This window comes from Terasakiella pusilla DSM 6293 (assembly GCF_000688235.1).
Taxonomy (GTDB): domain Bacteria; phylum Pseudomonadota; class Alphaproteobacteria; order Rhodospirillales; family Terasakiellaceae; genus Terasakiella; species Terasakiella pusilla.
Window position 1 is genome coordinate 26,423 of sequence record NZ_JHYO01000008.1, and the last position, 21,531, is coordinate 47,953.

Consider the following 21,531-nt stretch of genomic DNA (forward strand, 5'->3'; position numbering starts at 1 on the left):
TGTTAATGTTACTATTGCATTTATATTTTGCAAGTTCTTTTTATGGGTTCCACAAGTTTTTGATGAAGGCGTGACAACGTCACGCCCCCGTCCACTTTGGCTCTCGGCCTTCCTGAAAGGCTTTTGCGCCTTCGGTCGCATCGCTGCTTTCCAACATCTTTTTAAAGTGGGGCCATTTGCCCTGCTGGATACCTTCTTTCAACGCACGATAGGAATCTCTAAAATCGACGCTGTCGGTTTCGCGCACCCCTTCTTTGATGGCCGCGAGGGACAAAGGAGCTGCTTTCAACAACTGTTGCGCCAAAGCGCGTGCTTCTGCCATCAACTGATCGGGCGCAACCACTTTGTTGATGAGATTATATTGAAGCATTTCTTGTGCAGACAGACGCCGCCCGGTCATCAAAACTTCCATCGCCAAAGGTCGCGGCAGATATTTCGGCAACAGGATCGTTGCAATGTCCGGTGCGACCCCGATATGCACTTCCGGCAAGAAAAATGCCGCATGATCTGCTGCAAGGATGAAATCTGCACGCAGCAACATTTCAAAACCGGCCCCAACAGCCAGACCATTCACAGCGCAAATCACCGGCTTTAACAGGTCGTGCATTTCTGTGAAGCCGCAAAAACCGCCCACACCAAAATCCGACACATATTCTTCGCCATCAGCAACGCCATTCAAGTCCCAGCCGCCAGTAAAAAACTTGGCACCGGCCCCGGTCAGGATCGCCACCCGCAAGTCTGCATCATCGCGAAACATGGCGAACACCCGCCCCAAGTCACGTGAATAAGCCGCACTGATCGCGTTCGCCTTCGGGCGGTCCATCTCGATTTCCAAGATGGCCCCGTTGCGGGTAAGATTGATATTTTCAAAAGTTTCCATTGTCGCTCTTCCTATTTTACGAGTCGAACCAAAGCGTCCACCGCTACTGCGCCCTTGCCTTCAGGCAGGAGCATCAGCGGATTGACATCCAATTCGTAGACCTTGTCTTTATTGTCGATCACGTAGTTTGAGATCGCCAACACAGCATCAGCTGCGGCATCCAGATCCGCCTTGGGTCGCCCGCGAAAACCATGGAATAAAGGCGCGGTTTTCAACCCGTTCAGAGCATTGAGAATTTCGTCCTTTGTCGTCGGCAACAACAAGGACGCGCTGTCCTTCAACAGCTCCACCATCACGCCACCAGCACCCACAACCAGACACGGACCAAACTGGGCATCGCTATTAACCCCCACGATGATTTCCGCAACCATGTCCGCGACCATTGCTTCGATCAGGAAAGCGTCTGCCAAGCCTGTCATCTCGTCGATAGCGCGGCGCACGGCGTCTTCGTCTTTCAGGTTTAACTTCACCCCGCCGATATCGGTTTTGTGATCCACACCCAATACTTTGGCAATGATCGGATAGCCAATATCGCTTGCCGCCGCCACAGCTTCATCCGCCGTCTTTACAACCCTGTGGGACGGCACCTGCACCCCATAGGCCAACAGCGCTGCCTTAGATTCTGCTTCGTTCAGGCTAACCGCTTGTTCAGCACACACCGCTGTTGCAGGCGGAGCCAACAGATGATCTTTCGCCTCTTCTTTCCAAGCCATACCGATTTTTGCAGCGGCTTCGATGGCAGCCAAGCCATTATCAATACCGGCAAGAGGAACAATCCCTTTTTCGATCAGTTCTTCAGCCACGGCCTCTGTCATATTTTCAGGCATAGCCGATAAGATGGCACAATGCCCGCCCAGATCTGCTGCCGCGCGGATAAATCCATTTTTGGAGAACAGCCAGTCCGCATCGCTACACCGGTCCAAACGAGGAAAATCAAGAAGGGAAATGTTAAAGTCGTAGCCCACTTCCATAAATTTCTTGAACTGCTGATACAGTCGTTCTTCGTCGCGCCAGTCAAAAAGCTGATAATCCAACGGGTTTGCCACGTCGATGGACGGGTGGACATAGTCTTTCAGTCCAGCAACCGCTTCAGGTGACATCTCGGGAAAATCCAAAGCAAGCTCGTCCGCCGCATCCATGATCAACGAACAGTCCCCTCCCGAGGTAGACAACGCACTACAGCGCATCCCCCCAACCGGGCCGGCAACATGCAGAATTTTCAAGGTTTCGATAAACACATCCAGGCTTTTGACCCGCGCGATAGCAAGTCGTGCAAACAACGCATCCATCAATGCATCCGCACCGGTCAAACTTGCTGTGTGGGACATGGCGATTTTTTGCGCAGCTTCGGATCGACCAATTTTAATGGCGACGATCGGCTTGCCGCGTTCGCGAGCATAAAGTACGGCTTCTTCAAAAGCCTGCGGGTTTGCAATCCCTTCAATATGCAGGCCGATGGCTGTGACATTATCATCATCGGCAAAACAGCGAATAGCTTCGGGCAGGTCATATTTTAAACGAACACCCAAGGACTGCATATACGCAATAGGCAGGGCTTTATTTTGTAGCGTCAGGTTAAAGGCCACGTTGGACGATTGCGTCACAATCGCGACCCCCTTTTCCACCCGCTTACCGCCTTGTTGATCAGGCCACAACATCACCCCATCCAGATAGTTCAGGACACCATAGCAATTGGGGCCCAAAATCATCATATCACCAGAGGCTTCGACCAGTTCGCGGGCAAGAGCTGCACCTTCTTCGCCAGCTTCTGTAAATCCGGTTGCATAACAGACTGCACCACCGCAGCCCATTTCTGCCAGTTCGCGCACCAACTCAATAGTCAGGTTTCGGTTTACTGCAATATAGGCAGCATCCGGCGCTGCGGGCAGATCGGATAAAGATTTAAAGCACTTCAGGCCGCCGACTTCCTCCTTTTTAGGATGGACCGGCCAAATCTCTCCATCAAACCCCATCTTCCCACTTTGGCGGATCACTTCTGCAGCTTCAACGCCGCCGAACACCGCAATGGTTTTGGGTTTTAGAAAGCGCGATAAATCCATTTTCTGGTTCTCCAAATATGTTGTCTTTACCCCCCGTTTTTATTGCAATTAAAACAATAACATTTTACACTTATCGACAATAGTTAGACATTTTTCGCCCAAATAGTATATGCAGTGCAGCAATGAAAAATTATGGTTTTTTTCTCTTACCTGAATTCAGTAACCTGTGTTTATCATTGGCTGTTGAACCCTTGCGCGCCTCCAATCTGTTTTCCCCGCAACGGGCATACAACTGGCATTTGCTGTCACTAGATGGGCAACCTGTGCGCAGCAGCAGTGGCTTTACATTTGATGTGGACTTCCCCCTAGAGACGGGCTGTGACGCGGTTAAGTTTGATATCCTCTTTGTACTTGCCAGCTATAACTATCAAAAATATGCCACTAAAGAAGTCTTGCAAGCGCTTAGAAACCTTGGCCGTAAAGTCCCTGTCCTCGCCGCCATTGATAGCAGCTCGTACCTGTTAGCCAAGGCAGGACTGCTGAACGGGCACAAAGCCACCATCCATTGGGAAGAATTAAAACATTTTCAGGAATTGTCGCTGGATGTGGATGTGGTTGACCAACGCTTTGTCATGGATTCTAACCGATTATCCTGCGCTGGATCCGCGACGACCCTTGATTTTATCCTGGAAATTATTCGACGTGATTATGGCAAGGTTTTTAGCCAGCAAGTCGCCTATCACTTTTTATATACCAGCGAACAACCGGGGGAATATCCGCAAATCCGTCTAGCGGAAGGTCAAACGAAACATCTGTCTGCGCGGATGCAACGCGCCTTCAAGATTATTGACGAACATCTGGAAGGCCCGCTTTCCATCACGGAACTAGCGGAGAAATTACGGATATCCCAACGCCAACTGGAGCGAGAATTTAAAAACAATATCGGCATGAACGTGCGGCAATATTATCTACACACCCGCATCCAAAACGCTCGCAAGATGATCGCCGAAACCTCCCTCACCTTATCGGAGATCGCTGTTCGCACCGGCTTTTCCTCCCAATCCACTTTGGGGCGGGCGTACAAAAAAATCATGGGCCACCCGCCTTCGGAAGACCGCTTCCAACCCAAACTCGGCAGTCGTCAGCGACAGCTCAAACGCTCATAAAAAAAGGGGAGACTATGCCCCCCTTCATCTTGATACGGTGCGTTCAAGCGATTATGCCGCCATATACTGCCCGCCATTGACCGACAGCGTAGCCCCATTGACAAAACCCGACGCCGTGGAAGCCAAAAAGACAACCGCATTGGAAATATCTTCCGGAAGCCCCAATCGACCAACCGGAATTTTTGCCTGTTCCTGCTGCAAAATTTCAGCCGGCATAGCTTGTGTCATCTCGGTTTCCACAAATCCGGGACAAACCGCGTTTGCCGTCACACCTTTGCCTGCCAGTTCCTGTGCGATAGAACGGGTAAAGCCGAGGATACCCGCTTTTGCCGCCGCATAGTTGGATTGACCAAACTGACCGCGCTGCCCGTTCATGGAACTGATATTGATAATGCGACCGAAGCCCTTTTCCCGCATGGCAGGAGCAAAGACACGGCTGGTGTTAAAAACACCGCCCAGATTGACATCGATCACAGTCTGCCATTGGCTGACAGGGTCCATTTTGTGCATAAAGCCATCACGGGTAATCCCCGCGTTATTGACCAGAATATCCACATCGCCATATTTTTCGATCAGCAACTGCTGCGCGGCTTGCACGGAGTCGTAGGACGCCACGTCAATCACAACGCCCGGAATACCGGTTTCTTCCTGAAAATTGCGGATCTGATCGGCGTTAATGTCCCCGATCACAACCTGATACCCTTGGCCCTTCAGGTCTTTGGCACAGCGCGCCCCAATGCCACGCGCGCCGCCGGTAACAAAGGCGATTTTAGAAGTGTTCTCAGACATACTTATACCCCTTCAGTTATATTTTCAACAATCAGACAAATGCCTTGGCCACCACCGATACACATGGTGATCAGGCCATATTTGCCACCGATGCGCTTCAATTCATAAAGGGCTTTAATCGTGATGATCGCGCCTGTCGCGCCAATCGGGTGGCCCAAAGCAACTGCCCCGCCATTGGGGTTTACTTTTTTAGAATCCAAACCTAACACCTTGGACACAGCGCAAGCTTGGGCGGCGAAAGCCTCGTTGGACTCGATTACATCAATATCGTCCAGTGTCAGATTCGCTCGGCTCAAGGCCTGATTGACCGCATCGACCGGCCCCATCCCCATAATCTCCGGCTTCACCCCCGACTGACCGTAAGAAACAATACGTGCCATGGGGGTCAGTTTTTCTTCTGCTACCGTCTTTGCGGAGGCCAAAACCACAGCACCAGCCCCATCATTTAAGCCAGATGCGTTGCCCGCCGTCACAGAACCGTCTTTCTGGAAAACCGGCTTCAAGCTCTGAAAGTCATCCAGAGACGCATCGGGGCGGAAATGTTCGTCCTGATCAAAAATGATACCTTTTCGCGGATTTACTTCTACTGGAACGATTTGGTCTTTGAAACGCCCTTCTTGAACGGCTTTTTCTGCACGTTTGTGACTTTCAAGGGCAAAGGCATCCTGATCTTCTCGGCTGATGTCATGTTCTGCCGCGACATTTTCAGCCGTTACACCCATGTGTCCATGCCCAAACGGGTCGGTTAGAACACCGACCATCATGTCGATAATTTGGTCATTACCCATGCGTTTGCCAAAGCGGTGCGCCTCCATCAGGTAACCGGCTCGGCTCATGCTTTCAGCACCACCAGCGACACAGACATTAACGTCATCAAGCTGAATTTGCTGGGTCGCCGTGATGATCGCTTGCAAGCCACTGCCGCACAAACGATTCAACGTCAGGGCCCGAGACGAAACATCCATACCCGCTTCAATCGCTGCCACACGCGATACATACATATCACGGGCCTGGCCGTGCAAGACATTGCCCAACACACATTGTTCTACTTTGTTTGCATCCAGACCTGATCGCTTGATCGCCTCTTTGGTAACCACAGTTGCCAGATCACATGCTGTCATATTTTTAAGAGAGCCGCCAAAGGCTCCGATACCGGTTCTCGCACCAGCAAGAATATACACATCCTGCATTTCAAATTTCCTGCACTATTTTTATGTTATAGATACATTAACATATTGCCAAACCTTGTCCATCCTAAATGTTATTGGAATCATAACAAAAATATAGTATAAGGGAATCTGTATCAAAAAACTAAAAGTAACTCCATATGGCTAAATCGACGCGACTTATTACTGCCTCTTTTGTCCTTGCATTCGTTGCGGCCAATGCACCACAAAAGATGAGAACCGAAACAATTTCCAAATGGGTGAAGGTTCATCCCACCCGCATTAGAAACCTTGTTTCGCAAATGGTAAAAGCAAACATCCTCAAATCTTATCGTGGGGCTGCAGGTGGTTTAACGCTTGCGCGTTCGCCAGATCAAATCACCCTACGGGAGGTATATGACGCTGTTCAGGACTCCCCGCTAATTACCGAAGGTCTGGACAACCCTTTTGAAGGTTTTGAAGACCATTGCATGGTTCATTCTGTCTTCACCCGCCTGTTTGCAGACATTGAAGGCAACATCCGCCAACAGCTTGAGGAAATTACGCTTTCTTCTCTCTTTGTGCCGTTTGACACGGATATGGACATTGATCACGATACCGAAGAAGCGGTCTAGTCACCTTGTTGAGAAAAAAAGGGCCCTTGAAAATTCAAGGGCCAGTTTAAAAGCGTACCGTCTATTGGCCTCAGGTGCATATACGCTTTCCTCAAGGTCACTACTTATTCAAAATTTCTTTTGAAATAATGTGACGTTGAATTTCCGACGTTCCTTCCCAGACACGTTCGATACGGGCGTTACGCCACAGCCGTTCCACGATGGTTTCATTCATCAGGCCCATACCGCCGTAAATCTGAACCGCTTCGTCCGTGACCCGTGCCAGCACTTCACTGGCAAACAATTTAGCCATCCCCGCATCACCGTCAGACATGGAGCCTTCGTCCATTTTCTGTGCGGTATAAAGGGTCATCAAGTCAGCAGCGCGAATTTCCGTCGCCATATCCGCCAACTTAAACGAAACACCCTGGTTGCTGCCGATGGTCTTGCCAAACTGGGTGCGTTCTTTCGCCCAGGAAAGGGACAAATTCATGGCACGCTGTGCTTGACCGACACAGTTTGCCGCCACCATCACGCGGCCTGCGGTCAACCAATCGTTCGCCACATCCCAACCGCCGTGCAGTTCGCCAAGGATTTTTGAAGACGGCACGCGGCAATCATCAAAAAACAGCTCATACTGATGATAACCGCGGTTGCTAACGCACGTAGGGCCGCGACGAATGACCAGACCGTCAGTATCGGTATCCACCAAAAAGGCGGTAACCTTGTTTTTCATGCGGCCCTTATATTCAAATTTGTCTGTCACCGCAAAAACGATGGCAAAATCGGCTTCCCCAGCGTGGCTTATAAAATGCTTGCTGCCGTTGAGGATAAAATCATCCCCGTCTTGCGTAGCGCGGGTTTTGATGCCTGCTGCGTCTGATCCGGCGTCCGGCTCGGTCAAAGCGAAACAGTCAGACTTTTCACCACGCACGCATGGCAACAGATATTCATCAACCTGATCACCTTTACACGCCATCAAAATTTTGCTGGGACGTGCGACAAACACATGCAATGCCCAGCCAACTTTTGACAACTCGCGTTCAATCAGGGCCTGCGAGACATAATCAAGACCGGGGCCACCAACTTCTTCCGGCATGTTGAAGGCGTAAAAACCGTTTTCCAGTGCGCGCTGCTTGATATGTTCAGCCAGTTCCGGCGAAACTTCACCCGCTTGCTCAACTTCTTCTTCATAGGGTAACAGTTCTTTTTCAACGAAAGCCTGAACTGCATCTACCAGCATTTGCTGTTCTTCTGTAAGGTTAAAATCCATTTTTTCTATCCTAAAAGCGTGAAATCACGCACCTTTCCACACTGGCTCGCGGCCTTCCTGAAATGCAATCGCCCCTTCTGTAGCGTCGCTGCTTTCAAGCATTTTTTTGAAGTGCGGCCACTTGTGTGCGCGCAAATCGGCATAACATTCCTCAAACGACAAAGTTTGGGTGGCGTGGCGTACTTCTTTAATCGCAGCCACGGACAAAGGTGCCGACAACAGGACGCGACGCGCCAGCGCGCGGGCTGTCTCCATCACCTCGCCATGGGCACAGACTTCATTCACGATACCTAGATCCTGTAATTCCGCTGCGGACAAGCGCTTACCTGTCAACAGAATTTCCATGGCCTTTTGACGTGGCATGATTTTCGGCAAAACAAAGGTGCCGATATCCGGCGCCACACCCACTTGCGCTTCCGGCAACCAGAACTGTGCTTGTTCGCTGGCAACGATTAAATCGGCATTTAACAACATCTCAAAGCCAGCCCCGATGGCGTAACCGTTGACGGCACAAATAACCGGCTTCAACAGGTTATGCATTTCTGGAAAGCCGCCAAAGCCACCTTCCCCAAAATCACCCGTATATTCTTCGCCTTCCGCAACCGAGTTTAGATCCCAACCAGCACAAAAAAATTTGCTGCCCGCGCCTGTCAAGATTGCGACTTTCAGGTCGTCATTATCGCGGAACTCGGCGAAAACCTCGCCCATTTTTCGGCTCAACTCTGCATTGATCGCGTTGGCTTTCGGACGATCAAGCGTGATCTCCAAAATCGGGCCGTTGTATTCGATATGTAAGAATTTTTCCATTTCCCTGCTCTGCTTTCTTAAATGGTCTTTATTTTTTGATGGATTATTATTGTTCTTAATGCAAAAACATATGTATCAAATTTGGACAAATTAAAATCAAACTTCGCCAAACATGAAACACTTCAGCTTTTTGCTCTTACCCGACTACAGTAATCTGTGCCTCTTCAACGCATTGGAGCCCTTACGTGCAGCCAATTACTACATTGGGCGCACCTATTACACGTGGTCGCTTGTAACGTTGGATGGACAACAGGTGCATAGTTCCAGCGGCCTGACCTTGCCTGTGGATTGCGCCCTCAACGAGGTTGGGCGTTTTAAAAACCTGGATACGCTGATTGTGCAATCCAGTTATAACTATCAATCCCACGCCACCCCAAAAGCGATTCTGTCGCTACAAAAGAACCGGCATCACTTCAAAAACCTCGGCGGTTTTGATGCGGGCAGCTATTTGTTGGCAAAATGTGGATTGCTTGATGGCTATAAAGCCACCATTCATTGGGCAGAGATTGAGACCTTCTGCGAACAGTTTCCCGACATTGACACGACCAACACCCGCTATGTGATTGACCGTAACAGGATCAGTTCCGGTGGGGCGACCACCGCACTTGACCTCATGATCGCCTTAATCCGCACGGACCACGGGGCGGATATTGCAAAACAGGTATCCGACCTGTTTGTCTTTGATACCGAACGATCGGAAAACACTCCTCAAAAAGAGCGTACGACCTCGCTCATCGAGGAAAGCTCGCCGCGCATTGCCCGTGCCTTACGACTGATTGAAAGCAATCTTGAAGAACCGCTGCCCATCCCACAACTCGCCAAGCAAGCCGGTATTTCCCAACGTCAACTACAGCGGCACTTTGCCGCCACTTTCAAGATGACGCTGGAACAATATTACCTGCGCACCCGCCTCCGCCACGCCCGACAACTCCTGCGCGAAACCTCCTTGCAGATATTCGAGATTTCCATCCGCTGCGGATTTTCTTCCAGAACCTCTTTTTCGCGCGCCTACAAAAATATTTTCGGCCTCTCCCCTTCTGACGAACGCATCCGCGCTTAAAGGGCAACAACACCTTATATCCCCCTCCTTTTCCACTAAGTACTTGAAAGTAATAAGATAATGTATACTATTCTTCTAATCGTATTGGCGCATGGAGTATGCAGGCTTTCAACGCCGTTCACCTCAAAGAAATCAAACCGAAGCGCCCCCCCCCCTGAAAAAAGACTTGGTAATTGACGCTTTGAACAAAGCAATAGCCCTGCGTAAACCACCAAAAGACGTGATCTAACATTCAGATTGTGGCAGTCAATAGTGCTCAAACAAGTTCCGTAAGCTATTGGTAAAATACAAATTCAAACAATCAATGATATAAATGGATTTCCCCCAGTAAGCCGAGCCGATGATACCGCAAAGAGACACCATCAAATTAAAAAAACGGGCTGGCTAAGGGAGTGAGACACACTCCACCTTTTCCGTACAGGTCCACACTTGTTCAAGGTAGACATACCAATGCCAAGATCGGCAGGTCTTCTTTGCGTGACAGGCCACTTGTCAAAAAAGTTGGACGGCTTCACGTTTAAATTCATCAGTTTTTTTGAGAATCATTTGTTCCTCCTGTAAATCTCAGGTTAACAGAAGGTACTCTCCAGTTTTAGGGAAAAACGAGTCCATGATCGTCTGGACTGCCTTTGCTATGGAAAAGCAAAATCATGAAGCGCTTGTCATGTTGAAAAATCACAAAATAGAATTGGACGACGCAGCAAAAGCGCGTTCCTAAGATATATTTCTTTGCGAACTGAAAGAGAGGATCCAGTCTGTGGCCCTTTTTGCTTTGGGAACAAAAGTAATAATTAAAAATATATCCAGCATATATTTGCAATTTAATGAAAGCTAACTGAAAGAAAACCACATCATAATGACTTACATTTAATAACAATAGGAGGCTCACGATGATGGGCAAAAAAGGGAAGGCCCTTTCATTTTTCTTGGTGGTTTGTTTTCTTTTTTCAAGCAATTCGGCACGGGCCGGGACGCTTTTTGAAGGCGAAAGCATCGAGACTGGCGCAGGTTTTCCTGCCATTTACAAATTTATCGCGGGAGATAAAGATAAGCCGTTGTTGGTGATGGTGCCCGGTGCCCACCATAGCGCACGAATTTTCTACGGGGGGCACAAAGGGGCAGTACCTCAAGATTTTGTGGCTCATTGGCTGGTTAAAAAAGGCTACAATGTTCTCGCGTTGTCTTACCCGATTGGTCTGGCCGATCCGGCAATTGAAACCAATCATCCCGATTTCAATGTAACCGCTTGGGGCAAACAAGCTGCCGAACTGGCTGAAAAAGCCATGAAAGATCACGGTTTGAAGAATGACGTGATTTTGCTGGGCTGGTCCATGGGGGGCAAAATCCCTAGCTCTGCCTATAAGGCGATGAAGGATAAGGGGCTGAATCTTGATTTCTATATTGCCTTAACCGCTACAGCCCCCATGCCGGGTATGATTGCGTCGGGGCGTGAATTTCCCATGCTCGACAGCGGTTATGCAGAACGCCATAGCTCATTTGCAGGTTGGTTTAAGCAGGTGGCTGTACAAGGCAAGAAAGAAGGCCATGAGATCATTCCTGAAAAGATCTATATGTCCCAATACGTGGGTGACATTTCCATTGGTCAACAAGGCTATGGTCAAATCTATAAAGACGGGAAATTTGTTACAGATCTAATAGCAACTCAACAAGATATGTCTTCTCATGATTATGGTAACTTTCCTCTTGTCGGTGTGGTCGCACCAAGTGGTCGCGGTGATTCACGTCATGCAATTGTGGATGTCGCAAGCTGGAGCTTTTATAACGCCAACACCATTTACAAACGTTACCTGAAGGGCAACAAGGTCAGCCCAGCCAAACTGTCTGATGCCCAATGGCAAGGGTTGCTGGATGTCTCGGAAAACATCGGGTCACGCTTATTAGAGCGTGTAGAAGGAAATCATTTCTTCTTTGTCGGTGAAGATGGGGCACGCGCAACAGCAAATGCCATTGAAAGGATTGAACGTAAAGTCGATGCGGTGAAATCCGAACTCACCACACACCTCGGCGTTCACATCCAGTAAAGTGTCGAGATAAAAGTAAAACACCCGCAAAAGAGTTGCTCTTTGCGGGTGTTTTTCTTTTATCAGGATTGAGTGACTGTTTTGATAAATTTAAAGGCCAATTGCGCCCCGATGATCACAAGGACCATACGTACCAGATGGAGAAGGGCAACGTAGGTGACTGACCTGTTTCTAGAATCCCGAACCAGTTGATAAGATACTTTTATCACTGGAAAGGAAATCTAATGACAAAACGCAAAACCTATTCTAACGAATTCAGAGCCTCTGCCATTGCTCGTGACCTCGGCATATCAGTCGGTCAATTTGAGATATTGTGGAAGGCTTCTTCTTTTTTCGCACAATGGGCAGGGAAACAGTGATGGCTAAAGGAGTGAGACACACTCCACTTTTTCAAAACAGGTCCACCAAGAAATCGTCTTTTTGGGTGGCGAAAGCCTTCCATTGCTTACCGGTTTTCACCCGTACATAAAGACTTTTGGTATTGTCACGTTCATATACAGTGACGTTCCCGCACGGTGACGTTTTGATAACTCGGTTCGGCATAGGCAATAAAAAACCGAACCAAGTGAACGGTCTAAATATGGTAGCGGCGGCCGGAGTCGAACCGGCACGTCCTCACGGACAAGGGATTTTGAATCCCTCACGTCTACCAATTCCATCACGCCGCCATAGCAGCCATTCACTGGTTCGGTTGCCCCTCTTTTAGTGCGTCACTTCTTTCGGTGCAAGTCTTTTTTCACCCTCTTTTTATCTTTTGACATAATTTTTTCATCTTCTTCGTCCATAACACGTTGCGAACGCCCAGAAGCACTGGTAAACAGCGGCAAATCAAACTTTTACGACAGGATCAAAAACGTGTTGCAACGATGTTATGACTGGACCATGAACCTAGCGCTTCATCGCCATGCGCTGCTGATTCTGTTTGCTGTTTCTTTTGCCGAAAGCTCCTTTTTCCCGATCCCGCCGGACATTATGCTGATCCCCATGATCCTGATGGCACGCGATCAAGCTTGGAAGATTGCAGCGGTTTGCACGGTTGCCTCTGTTTTGGGCGGGATTGCGGGTTATGGAATCGGCTACGGATTATTTGAAGCCATCGCCCAGCCCATTCTGGAATTTTACAATGCGGCTGAAAAATTCGAATCGGTCAAAGCCCTTTATAATGAACATGGGGTGTTGATCGTCTTTTCCGCAGGGTTCTCCCCCATTCCGTACAAGCTGTTCACCATCGCCAGCGGCGTAACCCAAATGGATTTAACCTCCTTTGCCTTGACCTCCCTTGTCGGGCGTGGGGCGCGCTTCTTTATTATTGCGGCGCTGTTGTGGAAGTTCGGCATCCCGATCAAAACCTTTATCGAACAGCATTTGGGGAAACTCACCTTGTTGTTTGTCGCCCTTCTGGCCGGTGGTTTTGCCCTTTTAAAATTATGGCACTAGAAACATGACCTCTCTGATCAATCGTATTTCATCCAACCCGAAGCTGCCCGGCCTGTTCCTGTTTCTGGTCTGCCTTGGCGCTCTCTCCACCGCTTACTTTGTTGAATATGTGCTCGGCATCGAACCTTGTGAGTTATGCCTTTATCAACGCATCCCCTATGCCGCCGTTGGGCTGTTCTCCCTCTTTGCCATCATTGGCAAACCTGGCAGCTTTACCCAGCAAGCCGCCCTGTTGGGATGCGGCATCGCCTTTTTGGTCGGGGCATCCTTGGCCTTTTATCACTTTGGTGTCGAAGAAAAATGGTGGTCGGCGGCCTGCGGCGGTGCGCAATCCATGGATATGAGCCTTGATGACCTGAAAGCCTCCATCATGGCAGAGCCGCTAAAACCCTGTGACAGCCGTGACTGGGTCATGTTTGGCCTATCCATCACGGTTTACAATACGGTTGCCAGCCTGTTTTTAGCCGCAATCAGCTTTACGAGCCTTGCGATCATCCGTAAACTAAAAGCCCACACAAAATAACTGAACGAGAAGACCCATGAGCAGTTCTAAAGGCCGCATGCCCGGTGATCTAAATCACGACCAGATGATTGAACGGATGATCCGCGTTGATCAGGCGGGAGAATACGGTGCTGTTCGCATTTACAAGGGCCAGCTGGCTGTCCTTGGGAAAGGCGATAAAAAAGAACTGCTTGCACATATGTTGGAGCAGGAAGAAGTTCACCTCGACACCTTTAATAAAATGGCCGCCAAACGCCGCGTGCGCCCGACCTTTTTCACCCCCATCTGGCACGCTGCCGGTTTTGCCCTTGGGGCAGGCACAGCGCTGTTGGGGGAAAAGGCCGCCATGGCCTGCACGGTTGCCGTCGAAGAAACCATCGACGGACATTACGCCGAACAGATTGAAGAACTGGGTGAGACTGAGCCGGAACTGAGCGCAACCTTTGCCAAATTCCGCGAAGAAGAACTGGAACATCGCGACATCGGTTACGAACATGGCGCGGAACAGGCCCCAGCCTACAACCTATTGAGCAAAGCAATCAAAAGCGGCTCCAAGTTTGCAATCTGGGTTTCAGAAAGATTTTAGCTAATTCTTAACGCTGGTTGAATTAGTATTCAAAAACATAAACATATACTCAGGTATAGCCACTTCCAAGGATGCGCGGATGGACTCCCTTCTTATAGCCATTGATTATCGTGACCCGGCATGGATCGCGATTGCTTTTGCCTTCGGTCTCTTATGTCGTCAGATAAAACTGCCCCCCATGGTGGGCTTTTTGATTGCCGGTTTTGTGCTGCACCTTATGGGGGCGCAAAGCGGTGAGTTTTTACGCAGCATCGCAGACCTTGGGGTGACCCTGCTGCTGTTTACCATCGGCCTGAAACTCCGTGTGAGCAGCCTGCTCACGCCCGAAATTTGGGGAACGACCACCCTCCACATGGGGACCACAGTTGTCCTCACGGCCTGCCTGTTGATGGGCCTTAGTGTCGGTGGCGTCCTGATGTTTGACGGGATGAACTTTTCAACCGCCCTGATCGTCGCCTTTGCCCTGTCTTTTTCAAGTACCGTTTTTGCCGTCAAAACTATGGAAGATCGCGGCGCAATGACCTCGCGCTACGGTCAGATAGCCATCGGTGTCTTGGTTATGCAGGATATCGCGGCGGTCCTTTTCCTCGCCTTCTCCTCCGGCAAAGTGCCGTCCCCTTATGCCTTGGGACTTCTTGCGCTCATTCCCGGGCGTCACCTGCTGTGGAAGCTTATGGAACTCAGCGGTCACAAAGAATTATTGACGGTCTTCGGGTTTGTTATGGCCCTTGGCGGCGCCGCACTTTTTGAAGCGGTCGGCATGAAAGGCGATCTGGGGGCCCTGATCTTCGGTGTTCTCCTCGCCAATCACCAAAAAGGCAGCGAGCTTGCCCATACGCTCATGGGCTTTAAGGATGTTTTCCTTGTCTGCTTCTTCCTGACCATTGGCTTGACGGGCTTGCCGACCTGGGAAACGGCGGGTGCTGCGCTTATTCTGTTGCTGCTGGTTCCGTTCAAGACTGCGCTGTTCTTCAAAATCTTCAGTTTCTTCAAGGTCCGGGCGCGCGCAAGCACGCTCGCCTCCCTCAGCCTTGCCAACTATAGTGAGTTTGGCCTGATTGTGGCCGCCATTGCCATCAGCGCGGGCTGGCTATCTAACGAATGGCTGACCGTTATTGCGCTGACCCTGTCTGCTTCCTTCATTCTGGCAGCACCGTTCAACGCTTTCAGTGACCGGATCTACAACAAATACCGCCACTATCTCAAAAAACATGAAGCAAGAACACGTCTGGCAGGGGATGAAGATATCTCCCTGAAAGGCAATCTGATCCTTGTCTTTGGCATGGGGCGTGTGGGCTGTGCGGCCTATGACCAGATTGACGCCATGGTGGATGGTCAAATCCTCGGCATCGACCAAGATGACCGCGAAGTTGCCCGACAGCTTGAAGGTGGGCGAAATGTGCTACGCGGCGATGCGACCAACCCGGAATTCTGGTCCCGCGTAGAAGGCGATAAATCAGAGATCCAGTTGATCCTGCTCGCTATGCCAAACCCGCGCGCCAACCGACTTGCCGCAGAACAATTGCGCGCGCTCGGCTATCATGGGCCAATCGTCGCCACGGCAAAATTCCAGGAAGATGTCGAAAAGCTCAAAGAAGCTGGCATCGATCGCGTTTACAATATCTATGCCGAAGCCGGTACGGGTGCGGCAAACCATATGCGCGAATTCCTCAAACCGGACGAAACACTGGAACGCCGCGCACGTTCTGCAGGGCTTTAAATACAATCAGATAAAAATACGTTACTCTTGAGCACACCTATATTCTAGATGGATTTAGCACAATGAAACTGACTGCAAAAACACTCCTTCTCGCTGCGGCCTTCACCCTGTCCGGCCTAGCCCTCAGCGCTTGTTCACCTGAAGTTGGCTCCAAAGAATGGTGCGCAGATATGAAAGAAAAGCCGAAAGGCGACTGGAGCGCAAACGAAGCAACTGACTTTGCGAAACACTGCGTCTTTTAAGAAAGCCCCTAATTCAAGACAATAAAAAACGCCTTTTTGTGCTTTGGGAGAAGCGTCAAAAAGGCGTTTTTTTTAATCGTAAGGGGACGATTAACGTCTGATGTCAGGGCTACAGGAACGTGGGCGAAATTGGGAGGTTCGCATTTATTCCGTTAAGACGAATGTGCCAGGCCAGACCCACCTGAAACGTTCGAATGGAAGAGTTTGGAAATTTTAGTCCCGATCTTCACAAATACCGTCCAAGCCGCTTCGGAACGTACTTTGTGCGCACGTGCAATCGCTGCATCGATTTGATCGCGGGTTAGCGGTTCAGATTCTAAAATCATGTATTTGCTCATGGGTCTTTCTCCAAAAAATTTGATCATTCAAGCCCGATGCATATGAATGTATTTCTTTTCCTGAAAAATGATAATATAGTGTTTTAGCACATCACTTGTGAATTTATGGAAAAGGTCATACCAATTGAGCATTGAAAGCCAGATGTCCATCTTCGCTCAGGTGGTAAAATACGGCAGCCTTTCCGCCGCTGCGCGTCATATGCACCTGACCCCTTCCGCCATTAGTAAACAGCTGGGTGCCTTAGAAGACCGCTTGGGTGTCCGCCTGCTCAATCGCACCACCCGTCGGCTTAATCTAACCGAAGCTGGCGCGCGCTATCTGCAACATAGTCAACGCATCCTGCGCGAAATTGAAGATGCGGAAACCGAAGTCGGCGGGATGCGTGACAAGCCCCGCGGCCTGTTGAAAGTCAACGCCCCTGTTGTGATGGGCGCACGCCAGATATCGCCGCTGCTGGTCGAGTTTCAGGAACGCTACCCCGAAATTCAGGTGGAGATGAACGTCTCCGATCGACGGGTGGACTTGCTAGAAACCGGCGAAGACGTGGCTTTGCGCATTGGGGAAGAACTCTACGATTCCTCCATGATCGCGCGCAAAATCTGCAAATTGCGCCGGATCGTCTATGCCTCGCCCCATTATCTGGAAAAATATGGCGAACCCAAACACCCTGACGATCTGAACGCCCACAACTGCATCACCTACAACGAACCTGCCTACTTAAACGACTGGCCGTTCAATAACTGCCCCGGCCCAAAATTCATCCGCGCCACCGGCAGTTTTATCAGCAACAACGGGGAAGCCCATCATTATGCGGCCCTACAAGGTCTGGGGATTGCGCGTCTTGCGACCTTGCTGTGCGGGGAAAAAATCAAATCCGGCGAACTGGTGGAAATTCTGCGCGATTATGAGCCCCCGTCACGGGTTTACTTCTGGGCGATTTATCCGCAAAATCGCTATCTGCCGCCAAAGGTGCGCGTCTTCATCGACTATCTTTTGGAAAAACTCAGCCCCACCCCACCTTGGGATCAATACGACTCATGACCTTGGATATCCTCCCCGCCCCCTCGCCAAATTTTAACAACCGCCCAGACGGGTGTGCCATCGACATGTTGGTCCTGCACTATACCGGCATGCAATCAGGGCCGGAAGCTTTGGACCGTATGTGCGATGAAGCTGCTCAGGTCAGCGCCCATTATATGGTGGAGGAAGATGGCACCATCTTTCAACTGGTTGCAGAGGAAAAACGCGCATGGCATGGCGGTGTCAGCCATTGGCGCGGAGACAGCAACATCAACGATCGTTCCATCGGCATTGAAATTGTGAACCCCGGTCACGAATGGGGGTATCGCCCCTTCCCCGATGCTCAGATCAACCGTGTGGTGCAGCTCTGTCAGGCCATCCTGTCACGCCATCCGCATATCCCGCCGCGAAACGTCATTGGACATAGCGATATAGCGCCTGCGCGCAAACAAGACCCCGGCGAGTTGTTTCCGTGGCAACATCTGGCTGCGCACGGGATCGGGCTTTGGCCCACCGACCTGTCAACCGCCACAAACGAAGGCGAGATAGATCGACTGCTCAGCGACTTTGGATATGACCCGCAGGAGCCTCAAGCAAGCCTAATCGCCTTTTATCGTCATTTCCAACCCGATGCCCTCCAGACCCCGGACCTTGAAAAATCACGTGCGATCCTGCGCGCATTACTTGACCTTGCGACAAAATAGCCGTAAGGGAAAGCGGTCAGGTGGTTGGATGATCGCTCTATGTCTGGTAACGGGCATAGGGAGGAAAGTCCGGGCTTCATGGATATACGGTGCCGGATAACGTCCGGCGAGGGTGACCTTAGGGAAAGTGCCACAGAAAGCAAACCGCCACGCAAGCTTCGGCGTAACACGTGGTAAGGATGAAAGGGTGCGGTAAGAGCGCACCGCCCGTCTAGCAATAGAAGGGGCACGGTAAACCCCACCGGAAGCAAGACCGAATAGGGATGGACGGCGGATTAAACGGGCCGCAGGTGCATATTCACACCACGCATCCGGGTGTGTCGCGTGAGGCGTCTGGTAACAGGCGTCCCAGACGAATGATCATCTATGCTGTGTAAACAGCGGGACAGAACCCGGCTTATAGACCACCTGACTTTACTTTTCTGTTGTTCAATCAGCCTGTCGCAAGCCAGATCCCAACGCCCACCATCAAGGTGCCGGCGACACGGTTCATGGCTTTGACGTTGCCGCTTTTCTCTAAAAAGTGCCGCATGGATCGACCGCCGCCTGCGTAAAGGCACAGGCATAAAAACTCGATGGTCAACAACACCACGATCAGGGCAATTAACTGTTGAGCCAACGGTTTGCTGGTATCCAGAAACGGCGGCAAGAGCGTCACAAAAAAGGCCCAGCCTTTCGGGTTGGCAATGGCGGTCACAAACCCTTGCAAGGCAAGTCCTGTACGCGACACTTCTTTGGACTGCGTGTTATCCAACGAAATTGCCATCCGCCCGCGTGAGCGCCACATCTGGATGCCCAACCAGCATAAATACGCCCCGCCCACCCATTTAAACGCGGTGAAAAAGTTCGGGAATTCCAGCATAATGGTCGCAACCCCGATAGCAGCGCAAACAGCAACCAGCCCGACGCCGATCAGCTCCCCCCACATCATCCAGAAGGTTTTGCGAATGCCGATGGTAAGTCCCAACGTCAAAGAAAGGGTCATGCACATGCCCGGCGTAATCGAGATCAAAAATGCCGTGGGTAAAAACAGGGCCAACAGGGCAAAATCAACCATAGCACTCCCTTTCAAATAAAATAGGCTGGATATGCGTCATATCTTGAATGGTTAAAAAGAACAAACGGAAAATTGTACCCTGACAAATCCACTCTACCCCCCGCCAGCCTTCTATGTTAGGCGTAACAAAAAGATAAATAAGGGATAGATAGGGAAATGTTCGAGATTGTTTTATTGTCCGTTGCCTCGCTCGCTGCCGGGGCGTTAAACGCGATTGCCGGGGGTGGCAGTTTTTTAACCTTCCCCGCCCTCGTCTATACCGGCATGGCCCCGATCCCTGCCAACGCCACCAGCGCGGTTGCCGTCTTTCCCGCCTACCTCAGTGGCACGCTCGGCTTTATCAAAGAGCTCAAAAGCTTTGGCCTCAAGCCCTTACTCATGTTGACCCTGCTGTCCATCCTTGGCGGTGTCCTGGGGGCGGGCCTGCTGCTCGTCACCCCCAGCGAGGTCTTTAGCATCATTGTGCCGTACCTGCTATTGTTCGCAACCGCGCTCTTTGCCTTTGGGGACCGTTTGACCCTCTACATCGCGCAAAAAGGTAAGGAGATCAAATCCAACAATCCATGGCTGACGTTGCTGACCTGTACCTATGGCGGCTATTTTAACGGCGGTTTGGGGATTGTCCTGCTCGCGCTTTTCTCTCTGCTTGGGTTTCGCGACCTCAACCTGATGAACGGGCTTAAAAACCTGCTGTCCTTTATCTTATCGCTGGCCTCCATCCTCACTTTCGCCCTTGCAGACATGATTGACTGGCAATGGGCGGGGGTCATGATGGTGTCCGCCACCATCGGCGGCTACCTTGGCGCGTTACTTGCGCGACGCTTGCCCAAGGACTGGGTGCGCAAGTTCATCATCCTGATCGGGCTTGTCATGTCTGTCGCCTTTTTCCTGAATTAGATAATGAAGTTCAGCCCATTTCCTGATATGCTCTCAAAAATGGATAAGGAGAGAGATTATGCACACTCAGTCCCCATTTTTATCAGCCATTCATAGCCACTGTCGTAAATGCACCTGCGGGTTTGAAAAATGCAGCACACCCTGCCATTTTATCGAACATATGCTGGAAATTTTGATCATGAACACGCCGGATCAGCATAAAGACCAGATTTACCGGTCCATCACCACACGCTAAGTCGCTTTCAGAAAGTTATCTTTTTTCTTTGGCTTGTGCCTCATGCAACAGGTCAGCCTGCGCATAGGGTTCACAGAGTTTCCAGATCTTTGTCATCTCAGCTTCGGCAAGGTCCATCTGCTTGACCATCCCCTGTAACTTGCGCCCCAGCTGATTGCGCCCGCGCCCGAAGTCGCCATCGGCCTGCCTCGCAAACTCTGCTGACAAAGCCTCAAAAAAAACGGCGACGCGATCATAACGCATCCGCCCGATTATGAGGGCCAGTTCAAACAACTCGCCCTCATAATAAGGCACTTCGGTTTCGTGTAAACGCTCAGCCATTCTCTTTTCTTTCCTCTTTAAAATGTCGGCGGCGTACAAGCTGTCACCAGCTCACAGACCTCTTTGCCGGTATTACGAAAGCGATGTTCCAGCGAGCTATCGAAATAATAAGCCTCACCCGCACGTAAAATCTTTTTCTTGCCCGCGACCGTCACTTCCAGCTCTCCACGCAAGATGACACCGCATTCTTCGCCCTCATGGGTCAGCATCACGCGACCGGAATCGGCGCCCGGCTGATAGCTTTCGTGCAGCATCTGGATATTGCGATTGGGGATCCCTGCGCCAACCAGCTTGTAAGACACCCCTTCCTTACCGATTTCCACCAGTTCTTCTTTTCTAAAAAAGTAACTTTCGCGTTTTTCCAGATCAAAGCTGAAAAACTCGGACAATTCCATGGGAATCCCGTCCAAAATCCGTTTCAACGCGCCCACAGACGGGTTTGATCCTCCCGATTCAATCAAGGACAAGGACGAATGCGCCACCCCCGCTTTTGTCGCCAAGGCGCGTTGCGACAAACCATATTGTTTGCGCACGGTTTTTAGCCGTAATCCCACATCCAGATCGTCCATAAAACGGCCCTTTGTTCAAATGTTCAATATTCTGGACAGTCTATCTTAAATTTTCCTTAATTTCAAATACTTAACAATATGAAGAAACAGACTTGTTGGTAAATCACAAACAAACGACACTGGAGT

23 protein-coding genes, 1 tRNA gene and 1 other RNA gene are annotated in these 21,531 nt (G+C 50.3%); 14 read left to right on the plus strand and 11 right to left on the minus strand.

What is annotated here, in order from left to right; all coding sequences use genetic code 11:
• Positions 1-79: 79 nt before the first annotated feature.
• Complete coding sequence (locus Q397_RS0106895; protein WP_028878789.1) at positions 80-880, minus strand: enoyl-CoA hydratase-related protein; 801 nt, start codon at positions 878-880, stop codon at positions 80-82.
• 11 nt (positions 881-891) lie between these two features.
• Complete coding sequence (locus Q397_RS0106900; protein ID WP_038012992.1) at positions 892-2,940, minus strand: acetate--CoA ligase family protein; 2,049 nt, start codon at positions 2,938-2,940, stop codon at positions 892-894.
• Between the two features lie 122 nt (positions 2,941-3,062).
• Here Q397_RS0106900 and Q397_RS23960 point away from each other — a divergent pair, with 122 nt between their 5' ends.
• Positions 3,063-4,046 (plus strand): GlxA family transcriptional regulator, encoded by a 984-nt coding sequence (locus Q397_RS23960; protein ID WP_051609789.1) that lies wholly within the window; start codon positions 3,063-3,065, stop codon positions 4,044-4,046.
• A 51-nt stretch (positions 4,047-4,097) separates the two neighbouring features.
• Here Q397_RS23960 and Q397_RS0106910 read toward each other — a convergent pair whose 3' ends face one another.
• Positions 4,098-4,835: a 3-oxoacyl-ACP reductase gene (locus Q397_RS0106910; RefSeq protein ID WP_028878791.1), complete on the minus strand. Its 738-nt coding sequence runs from the start codon at positions 4,833-4,835 to the stop codon at positions 4,098-4,100.
• A 2-nt stretch (positions 4,836-4,837) separates the two neighbouring features.
• Positions 4,838-6,025 carry a beta-ketothiolase BktB gene (bktB, locus tag Q397_RS0106915; RefSeq protein ID WP_028878792.1) on the minus strand — a complete coding sequence of 396 codons (1,188 nt, stop codon included), beginning with the start codon at positions 6,023-6,025 and terminating at the stop codon, positions 4,838-4,840.
• Between the two features lie 137 nt (positions 6,026-6,162).
• On the opposite strand from bktB, the gene Q397_RS21455 reads away from it, so the two are divergent.
• Entirely contained in the window at positions 6,163-6,615 is a 453-nt protein-coding gene (locus tag Q397_RS21455; RefSeq protein ID WP_038012994.1) for an RrF2 family transcriptional regulator, read from the plus strand.
• Positions 6,616-6,715: 100 nt separating this feature from the next.
• Here the strand turns inward: Q397_RS21455 and Q397_RS0106925 are convergent, their stop codons facing one another.
• A complete protein-coding gene (locus Q397_RS0106925; protein WP_028878793.1) occupies positions 6,716-7,867 on the minus strand; it encodes an acyl-CoA dehydrogenase family protein in 1,152 nt (383 codons plus the stop codon).
• 24 nt (positions 7,868-7,891) lie between these two features.
• Positions 7,892-8,674, minus strand: a complete 783-nt coding sequence (locus tag Q397_RS0106930; RefSeq protein ID WP_028878794.1) for an enoyl-CoA hydratase-related protein — start codon at positions 8,672-8,674, stop codon at positions 7,892-7,894.
• Positions 8,675-8,786: 112 nt separating this feature from the next.
• Between Q397_RS0106930 and Q397_RS0106935 the strand changes: the two genes are divergently transcribed.
• On the plus strand, positions 8,787-9,734 hold the full coding sequence (locus Q397_RS0106935) for a GlxA family transcriptional regulator (protein WP_028878795.1): 948 nt from the start codon (positions 8,787-8,789) through the stop codon (positions 9,732-9,734).
• An 890-nt stretch (positions 9,735-10,624) separates the two neighbouring features.
• Positions 10,625-11,776: an alpha/beta fold hydrolase gene (locus Q397_RS0106950; RefSeq protein WP_028878796.1), complete on the plus strand. Its 1,152-nt coding sequence runs from the start codon at positions 10,625-10,627 to the stop codon at positions 11,774-11,776.
• A gap of 581 nt (positions 11,777-12,357) precedes the next feature.
• On the opposite strand, the gene Q397_RS0106960 is transcribed toward Q397_RS0106950, so the two are convergent.
• A tRNA-Leu gene (locus Q397_RS0106960) sits at positions 12,358-12,444 on the minus strand.
• Between the two features lie 187 nt (positions 12,445-12,631).
• Here Q397_RS0106960 and Q397_RS0106965 point away from each other — a divergent pair.
• The 5 genes from Q397_RS0106965 (at position 12,632) to Q397_RS21460 (ending at position 16,263) form a co-directional block, all read left to right on the plus strand.
• The gene (locus Q397_RS0106965; protein WP_028878797.1) at positions 12,632-13,213 is read left to right on the plus strand and encodes a YqaA family protein; all 582 of its coding nucleotides are present in this window, start codon (positions 12,632-12,634) and stop codon (positions 13,211-13,213) included.
• Positions 13,214-13,217: 4 nt separating this feature from the next.
• Positions 13,218-13,736 carry a disulfide bond formation protein B gene (locus Q397_RS0106970; RefSeq protein ID WP_051609790.1) on the plus strand — a complete coding sequence of 173 codons (519 nt, stop codon included), beginning with the start codon at positions 13,218-13,220 and terminating at the stop codon, positions 13,734-13,736.
• Between the two features lie 16 nt (positions 13,737-13,752).
• The gene (locus tag Q397_RS0106975; protein ID WP_028878799.1) at positions 13,753-14,301 is read left to right on the plus strand and encodes a demethoxyubiquinone hydroxylase family protein; all 549 of its coding nucleotides are present in this window, start codon (positions 13,753-13,755) and stop codon (positions 14,299-14,301) included.
• 79 nt (positions 14,302-14,380) lie between these two features.
• Positions 14,381-16,021 (plus strand): cation:proton antiporter family protein, encoded by a 1,641-nt coding sequence (locus Q397_RS0106980; protein ID WP_038012996.1) that lies wholly within the window; start codon positions 14,381-14,383, stop codon positions 16,019-16,021.
• Between the two features lie 62 nt (positions 16,022-16,083).
• Positions 16,084-16,263 carry a DUF3012 domain-containing protein gene (locus Q397_RS21460; protein ID WP_038012998.1) on the plus strand — a complete coding sequence of 60 codons (180 nt, stop codon included), beginning with the start codon at positions 16,084-16,086 and terminating at the stop codon, positions 16,261-16,263.
• A 152-nt stretch (positions 16,264-16,415) separates the two neighbouring features.
• Here the strand turns inward: Q397_RS21460 and Q397_RS0106990 are convergent, their stop codons facing one another.
• Positions 16,416-16,601, minus strand: coding sequence for an RSP_7527 family protein (locus Q397_RS0106990; RefSeq protein ID WP_156950651.1), 186 nt, complete (start codon positions 16,599-16,601; stop codon positions 16,416-16,418).
• 142 nt (positions 16,602-16,743) lie between these two features.
• Here Q397_RS0106990 and Q397_RS21465 point away from each other — a divergent pair, with 142 nt between their 5' ends.
• The 3 genes from Q397_RS21465 to rnpB all read left to right on the plus strand — a co-directional run bounded on the left by Q397_RS21465 (position 16,744) and on the right by rnpB (position 18,742).
• Positions 16,744-17,643, plus strand: a complete 900-nt coding sequence (locus Q397_RS21465; RefSeq protein WP_038013000.1) for a LysR family transcriptional regulator — start codon at positions 16,744-16,746, stop codon at positions 17,641-17,643.
• Positions 17,640-18,326 carry an N-acetylmuramoyl-L-alanine amidase gene (locus Q397_RS0107000; RefSeq protein WP_028878802.1) on the plus strand — a complete coding sequence of 229 codons (687 nt, stop codon included), beginning with the start codon at positions 17,640-17,642 and terminating at the stop codon, positions 18,324-18,326. The genes Q397_RS21465 and Q397_RS0107000 overlap by 4 nt, the downstream gene beginning before the upstream one ends.
• Before the next feature lie 16 nt (positions 18,327-18,342).
• Positions 18,343-18,742: RNase P RNA component class A (rnpB, locus tag Q397_RS23970), an RNA gene on the plus strand.
• Positions 18,743-18,759: 17 nt separating this feature from the next.
• Here the strand turns inward: rnpB and Q397_RS0107005 are convergent.
• Positions 18,760-19,383, minus strand: a complete 624-nt coding sequence (locus Q397_RS0107005) for a LysE family translocator (RefSeq protein ID WP_028878803.1) — start codon at positions 19,381-19,383, stop codon at positions 18,760-18,762.
• A 156-nt stretch (positions 19,384-19,539) separates the two neighbouring features.
• Here Q397_RS0107005 and Q397_RS0107010 point away from each other — a divergent pair, with 156 nt between their 5' ends.
• Both Q397_RS0107010 and Q397_RS24955 read left to right on the plus strand, forming a co-directional pair.
• Positions 19,540-20,280 (plus strand): sulfite exporter TauE/SafE family protein, encoded by a 741-nt coding sequence (locus Q397_RS0107010; protein ID WP_028878804.1) that lies wholly within the window; start codon positions 19,540-19,542, stop codon positions 20,278-20,280.
• A gap of 58 nt (positions 20,281-20,338) precedes the next feature.
• Complete coding sequence (locus tag Q397_RS24955) at positions 20,339-20,515, plus strand: hypothetical protein (protein WP_156950652.1); 177 nt, start codon at positions 20,339-20,341, stop codon at positions 20,513-20,515.
• A 15-nt stretch (positions 20,516-20,530) separates the two neighbouring features.
• Here Q397_RS24955 and Q397_RS0107020 read toward each other — a convergent pair whose 3' ends face one another.
• On the minus strand, positions 20,531-20,836 hold the full coding sequence (locus tag Q397_RS0107020) for a hypothetical protein (RefSeq protein ID WP_028878805.1): 306 nt from the start codon (positions 20,834-20,836) through the stop codon (positions 20,531-20,533).
• A gap of 17 nt (positions 20,837-20,853) precedes the next feature.
• Positions 20,854-21,405: a cupin domain-containing protein gene (locus Q397_RS0107025; RefSeq protein WP_028878806.1), complete on the minus strand. Its 552-nt coding sequence runs from the start codon at positions 21,403-21,405 to the stop codon at positions 20,854-20,856.
• Positions 21,406-21,531: the final 126 nt, after the last annotated feature.

What these genes read in the sequence shown, in the direction of transcription:
- Q397_RS24955 (WP_156950652.1), top strand. Translation starts at nt 20,339, where the DNA reads ATGCACACTCAGTCCCCATTTTTATCAGCCATTCATAGCCACTGTCGT.
- Q397_RS0106980 (WP_038012996.1), top strand. Translation starts at nt 14,381, where the DNA reads ATGGACTCCCTTCTTATAGCCATTGATTATCGTGACCCGGCATGGATC.
- Q397_RS0106975 (WP_028878799.1), top strand. Translation starts at nt 13,753, where the DNA reads ATGAGCAGTTCTAAAGGCCGCATGCCCGGTGATCTAAATCACGACCAG.
- Q397_RS21455 (WP_038012994.1), top strand. Translation starts at nt 6,163, where the DNA reads ATGGCTAAATCGACGCGACTTATTACTGCCTCTTTTGTCCTTGCATTC.
- bktB (WP_028878792.1), bottom strand. Translation starts at nt 6,025, where the DNA reads ATGCAGGATGTGTATATTCTTGCTGGTGCGAGAACCGGTATCGGAGCC.
- Q397_RS0107020 (WP_028878805.1), bottom strand. Translation starts at nt 20,836, where the DNA reads ATGGCTGAGCGTTTACACGAAACCGAAGTGCCTTATTATGAGGGCGAG.
- Q397_RS0106925 (WP_028878793.1), bottom strand. Translation starts at nt 7,867, where the DNA reads ATGGATTTTAACCTTACAGAAGAACAGCAAATGCTGGTAGATGCAGTT.
- Q397_RS0106900 (WP_038012992.1), bottom strand. Translation starts at nt 2,940, where the DNA reads ATGGATTTATCGCGCTTTCTAAAACCCAAAACCATTGCGGTGTTCGGC.
- Q397_RS0107025 (WP_028878806.1), bottom strand. Translation starts at nt 21,405, where the DNA reads ATGGACGATCTGGATGTGGGATTACGGCTAAAAACCGTGCGCAAACAA.
- Q397_RS21460 (WP_038012998.1), top strand. Translation starts at nt 16,084, where the DNA reads ATGAAACTGACTGCAAAAACACTCCTTCTCGCTGCGGCCTTCACCCTG.
- Q397_RS23960 (WP_051609789.1), top strand. Translation starts at nt 3,063, where the DNA reads ATGAAAAATTATGGTTTTTTTCTCTTACCTGAATTCAGTAACCTGTGT.
- Q397_RS0107000 (WP_028878802.1), top strand. Translation starts at nt 17,640, where the DNA reads ATGACCTTGGATATCCTCCCCGCCCCCTCGCCAAATTTTAACAACCGC.
- Q397_RS0107005 (WP_028878803.1), bottom strand. Translation starts at nt 19,383, where the DNA reads ATGGTTGATTTTGCCCTGTTGGCCCTGTTTTTACCCACGGCATTTTTG.
- Q397_RS0106970 (WP_051609790.1), top strand. Translation starts at nt 13,218, where the DNA reads ATGACCTCTCTGATCAATCGTATTTCATCCAACCCGAAGCTGCCCGGC.
- Q397_RS0106990 (WP_156950651.1), bottom strand. Translation starts at nt 16,601, where the DNA reads ATGAGCAAATACATGATTTTAGAATCTGAACCGCTAACCCGCGATCAA.
- Q397_RS0107010 (WP_028878804.1), top strand. Translation starts at nt 19,540, where the DNA reads ATGTTCGAGATTGTTTTATTGTCCGTTGCCTCGCTCGCTGCCGGGGCG.
- Q397_RS0106950 (WP_028878796.1), top strand. Translation starts at nt 10,625, where the DNA reads ATGATGGGCAAAAAAGGGAAGGCCCTTTCATTTTTCTTGGTGGTTTGT.
- Q397_RS0106895 (WP_028878789.1), bottom strand. Translation starts at nt 880, where the DNA reads ATGGAAACTTTTGAAAATATCAATCTTACCCGCAACGGGGCCATCTTG.
- Q397_RS0106935 (WP_028878795.1), top strand. Translation starts at nt 8,787, where the DNA reads ATGAAACACTTCAGCTTTTTGCTCTTACCCGACTACAGTAATCTGTGC.
- Q397_RS21465 (WP_038013000.1), top strand. Translation starts at nt 16,744, where the DNA reads ATGTCCATCTTCGCTCAGGTGGTAAAATACGGCAGCCTTTCCGCCGCT.
- Q397_RS0106910 (WP_028878791.1), bottom strand. Translation starts at nt 4,835, where the DNA reads ATGTCTGAGAACACTTCTAAAATCGCCTTTGTTACCGGCGGCGCGCGT.
- Q397_RS0106930 (WP_028878794.1), bottom strand. Translation starts at nt 8,674, where the DNA reads ATGGAAAAATTCTTACATATCGAATACAACGGCCCGATTTTGGAGATC.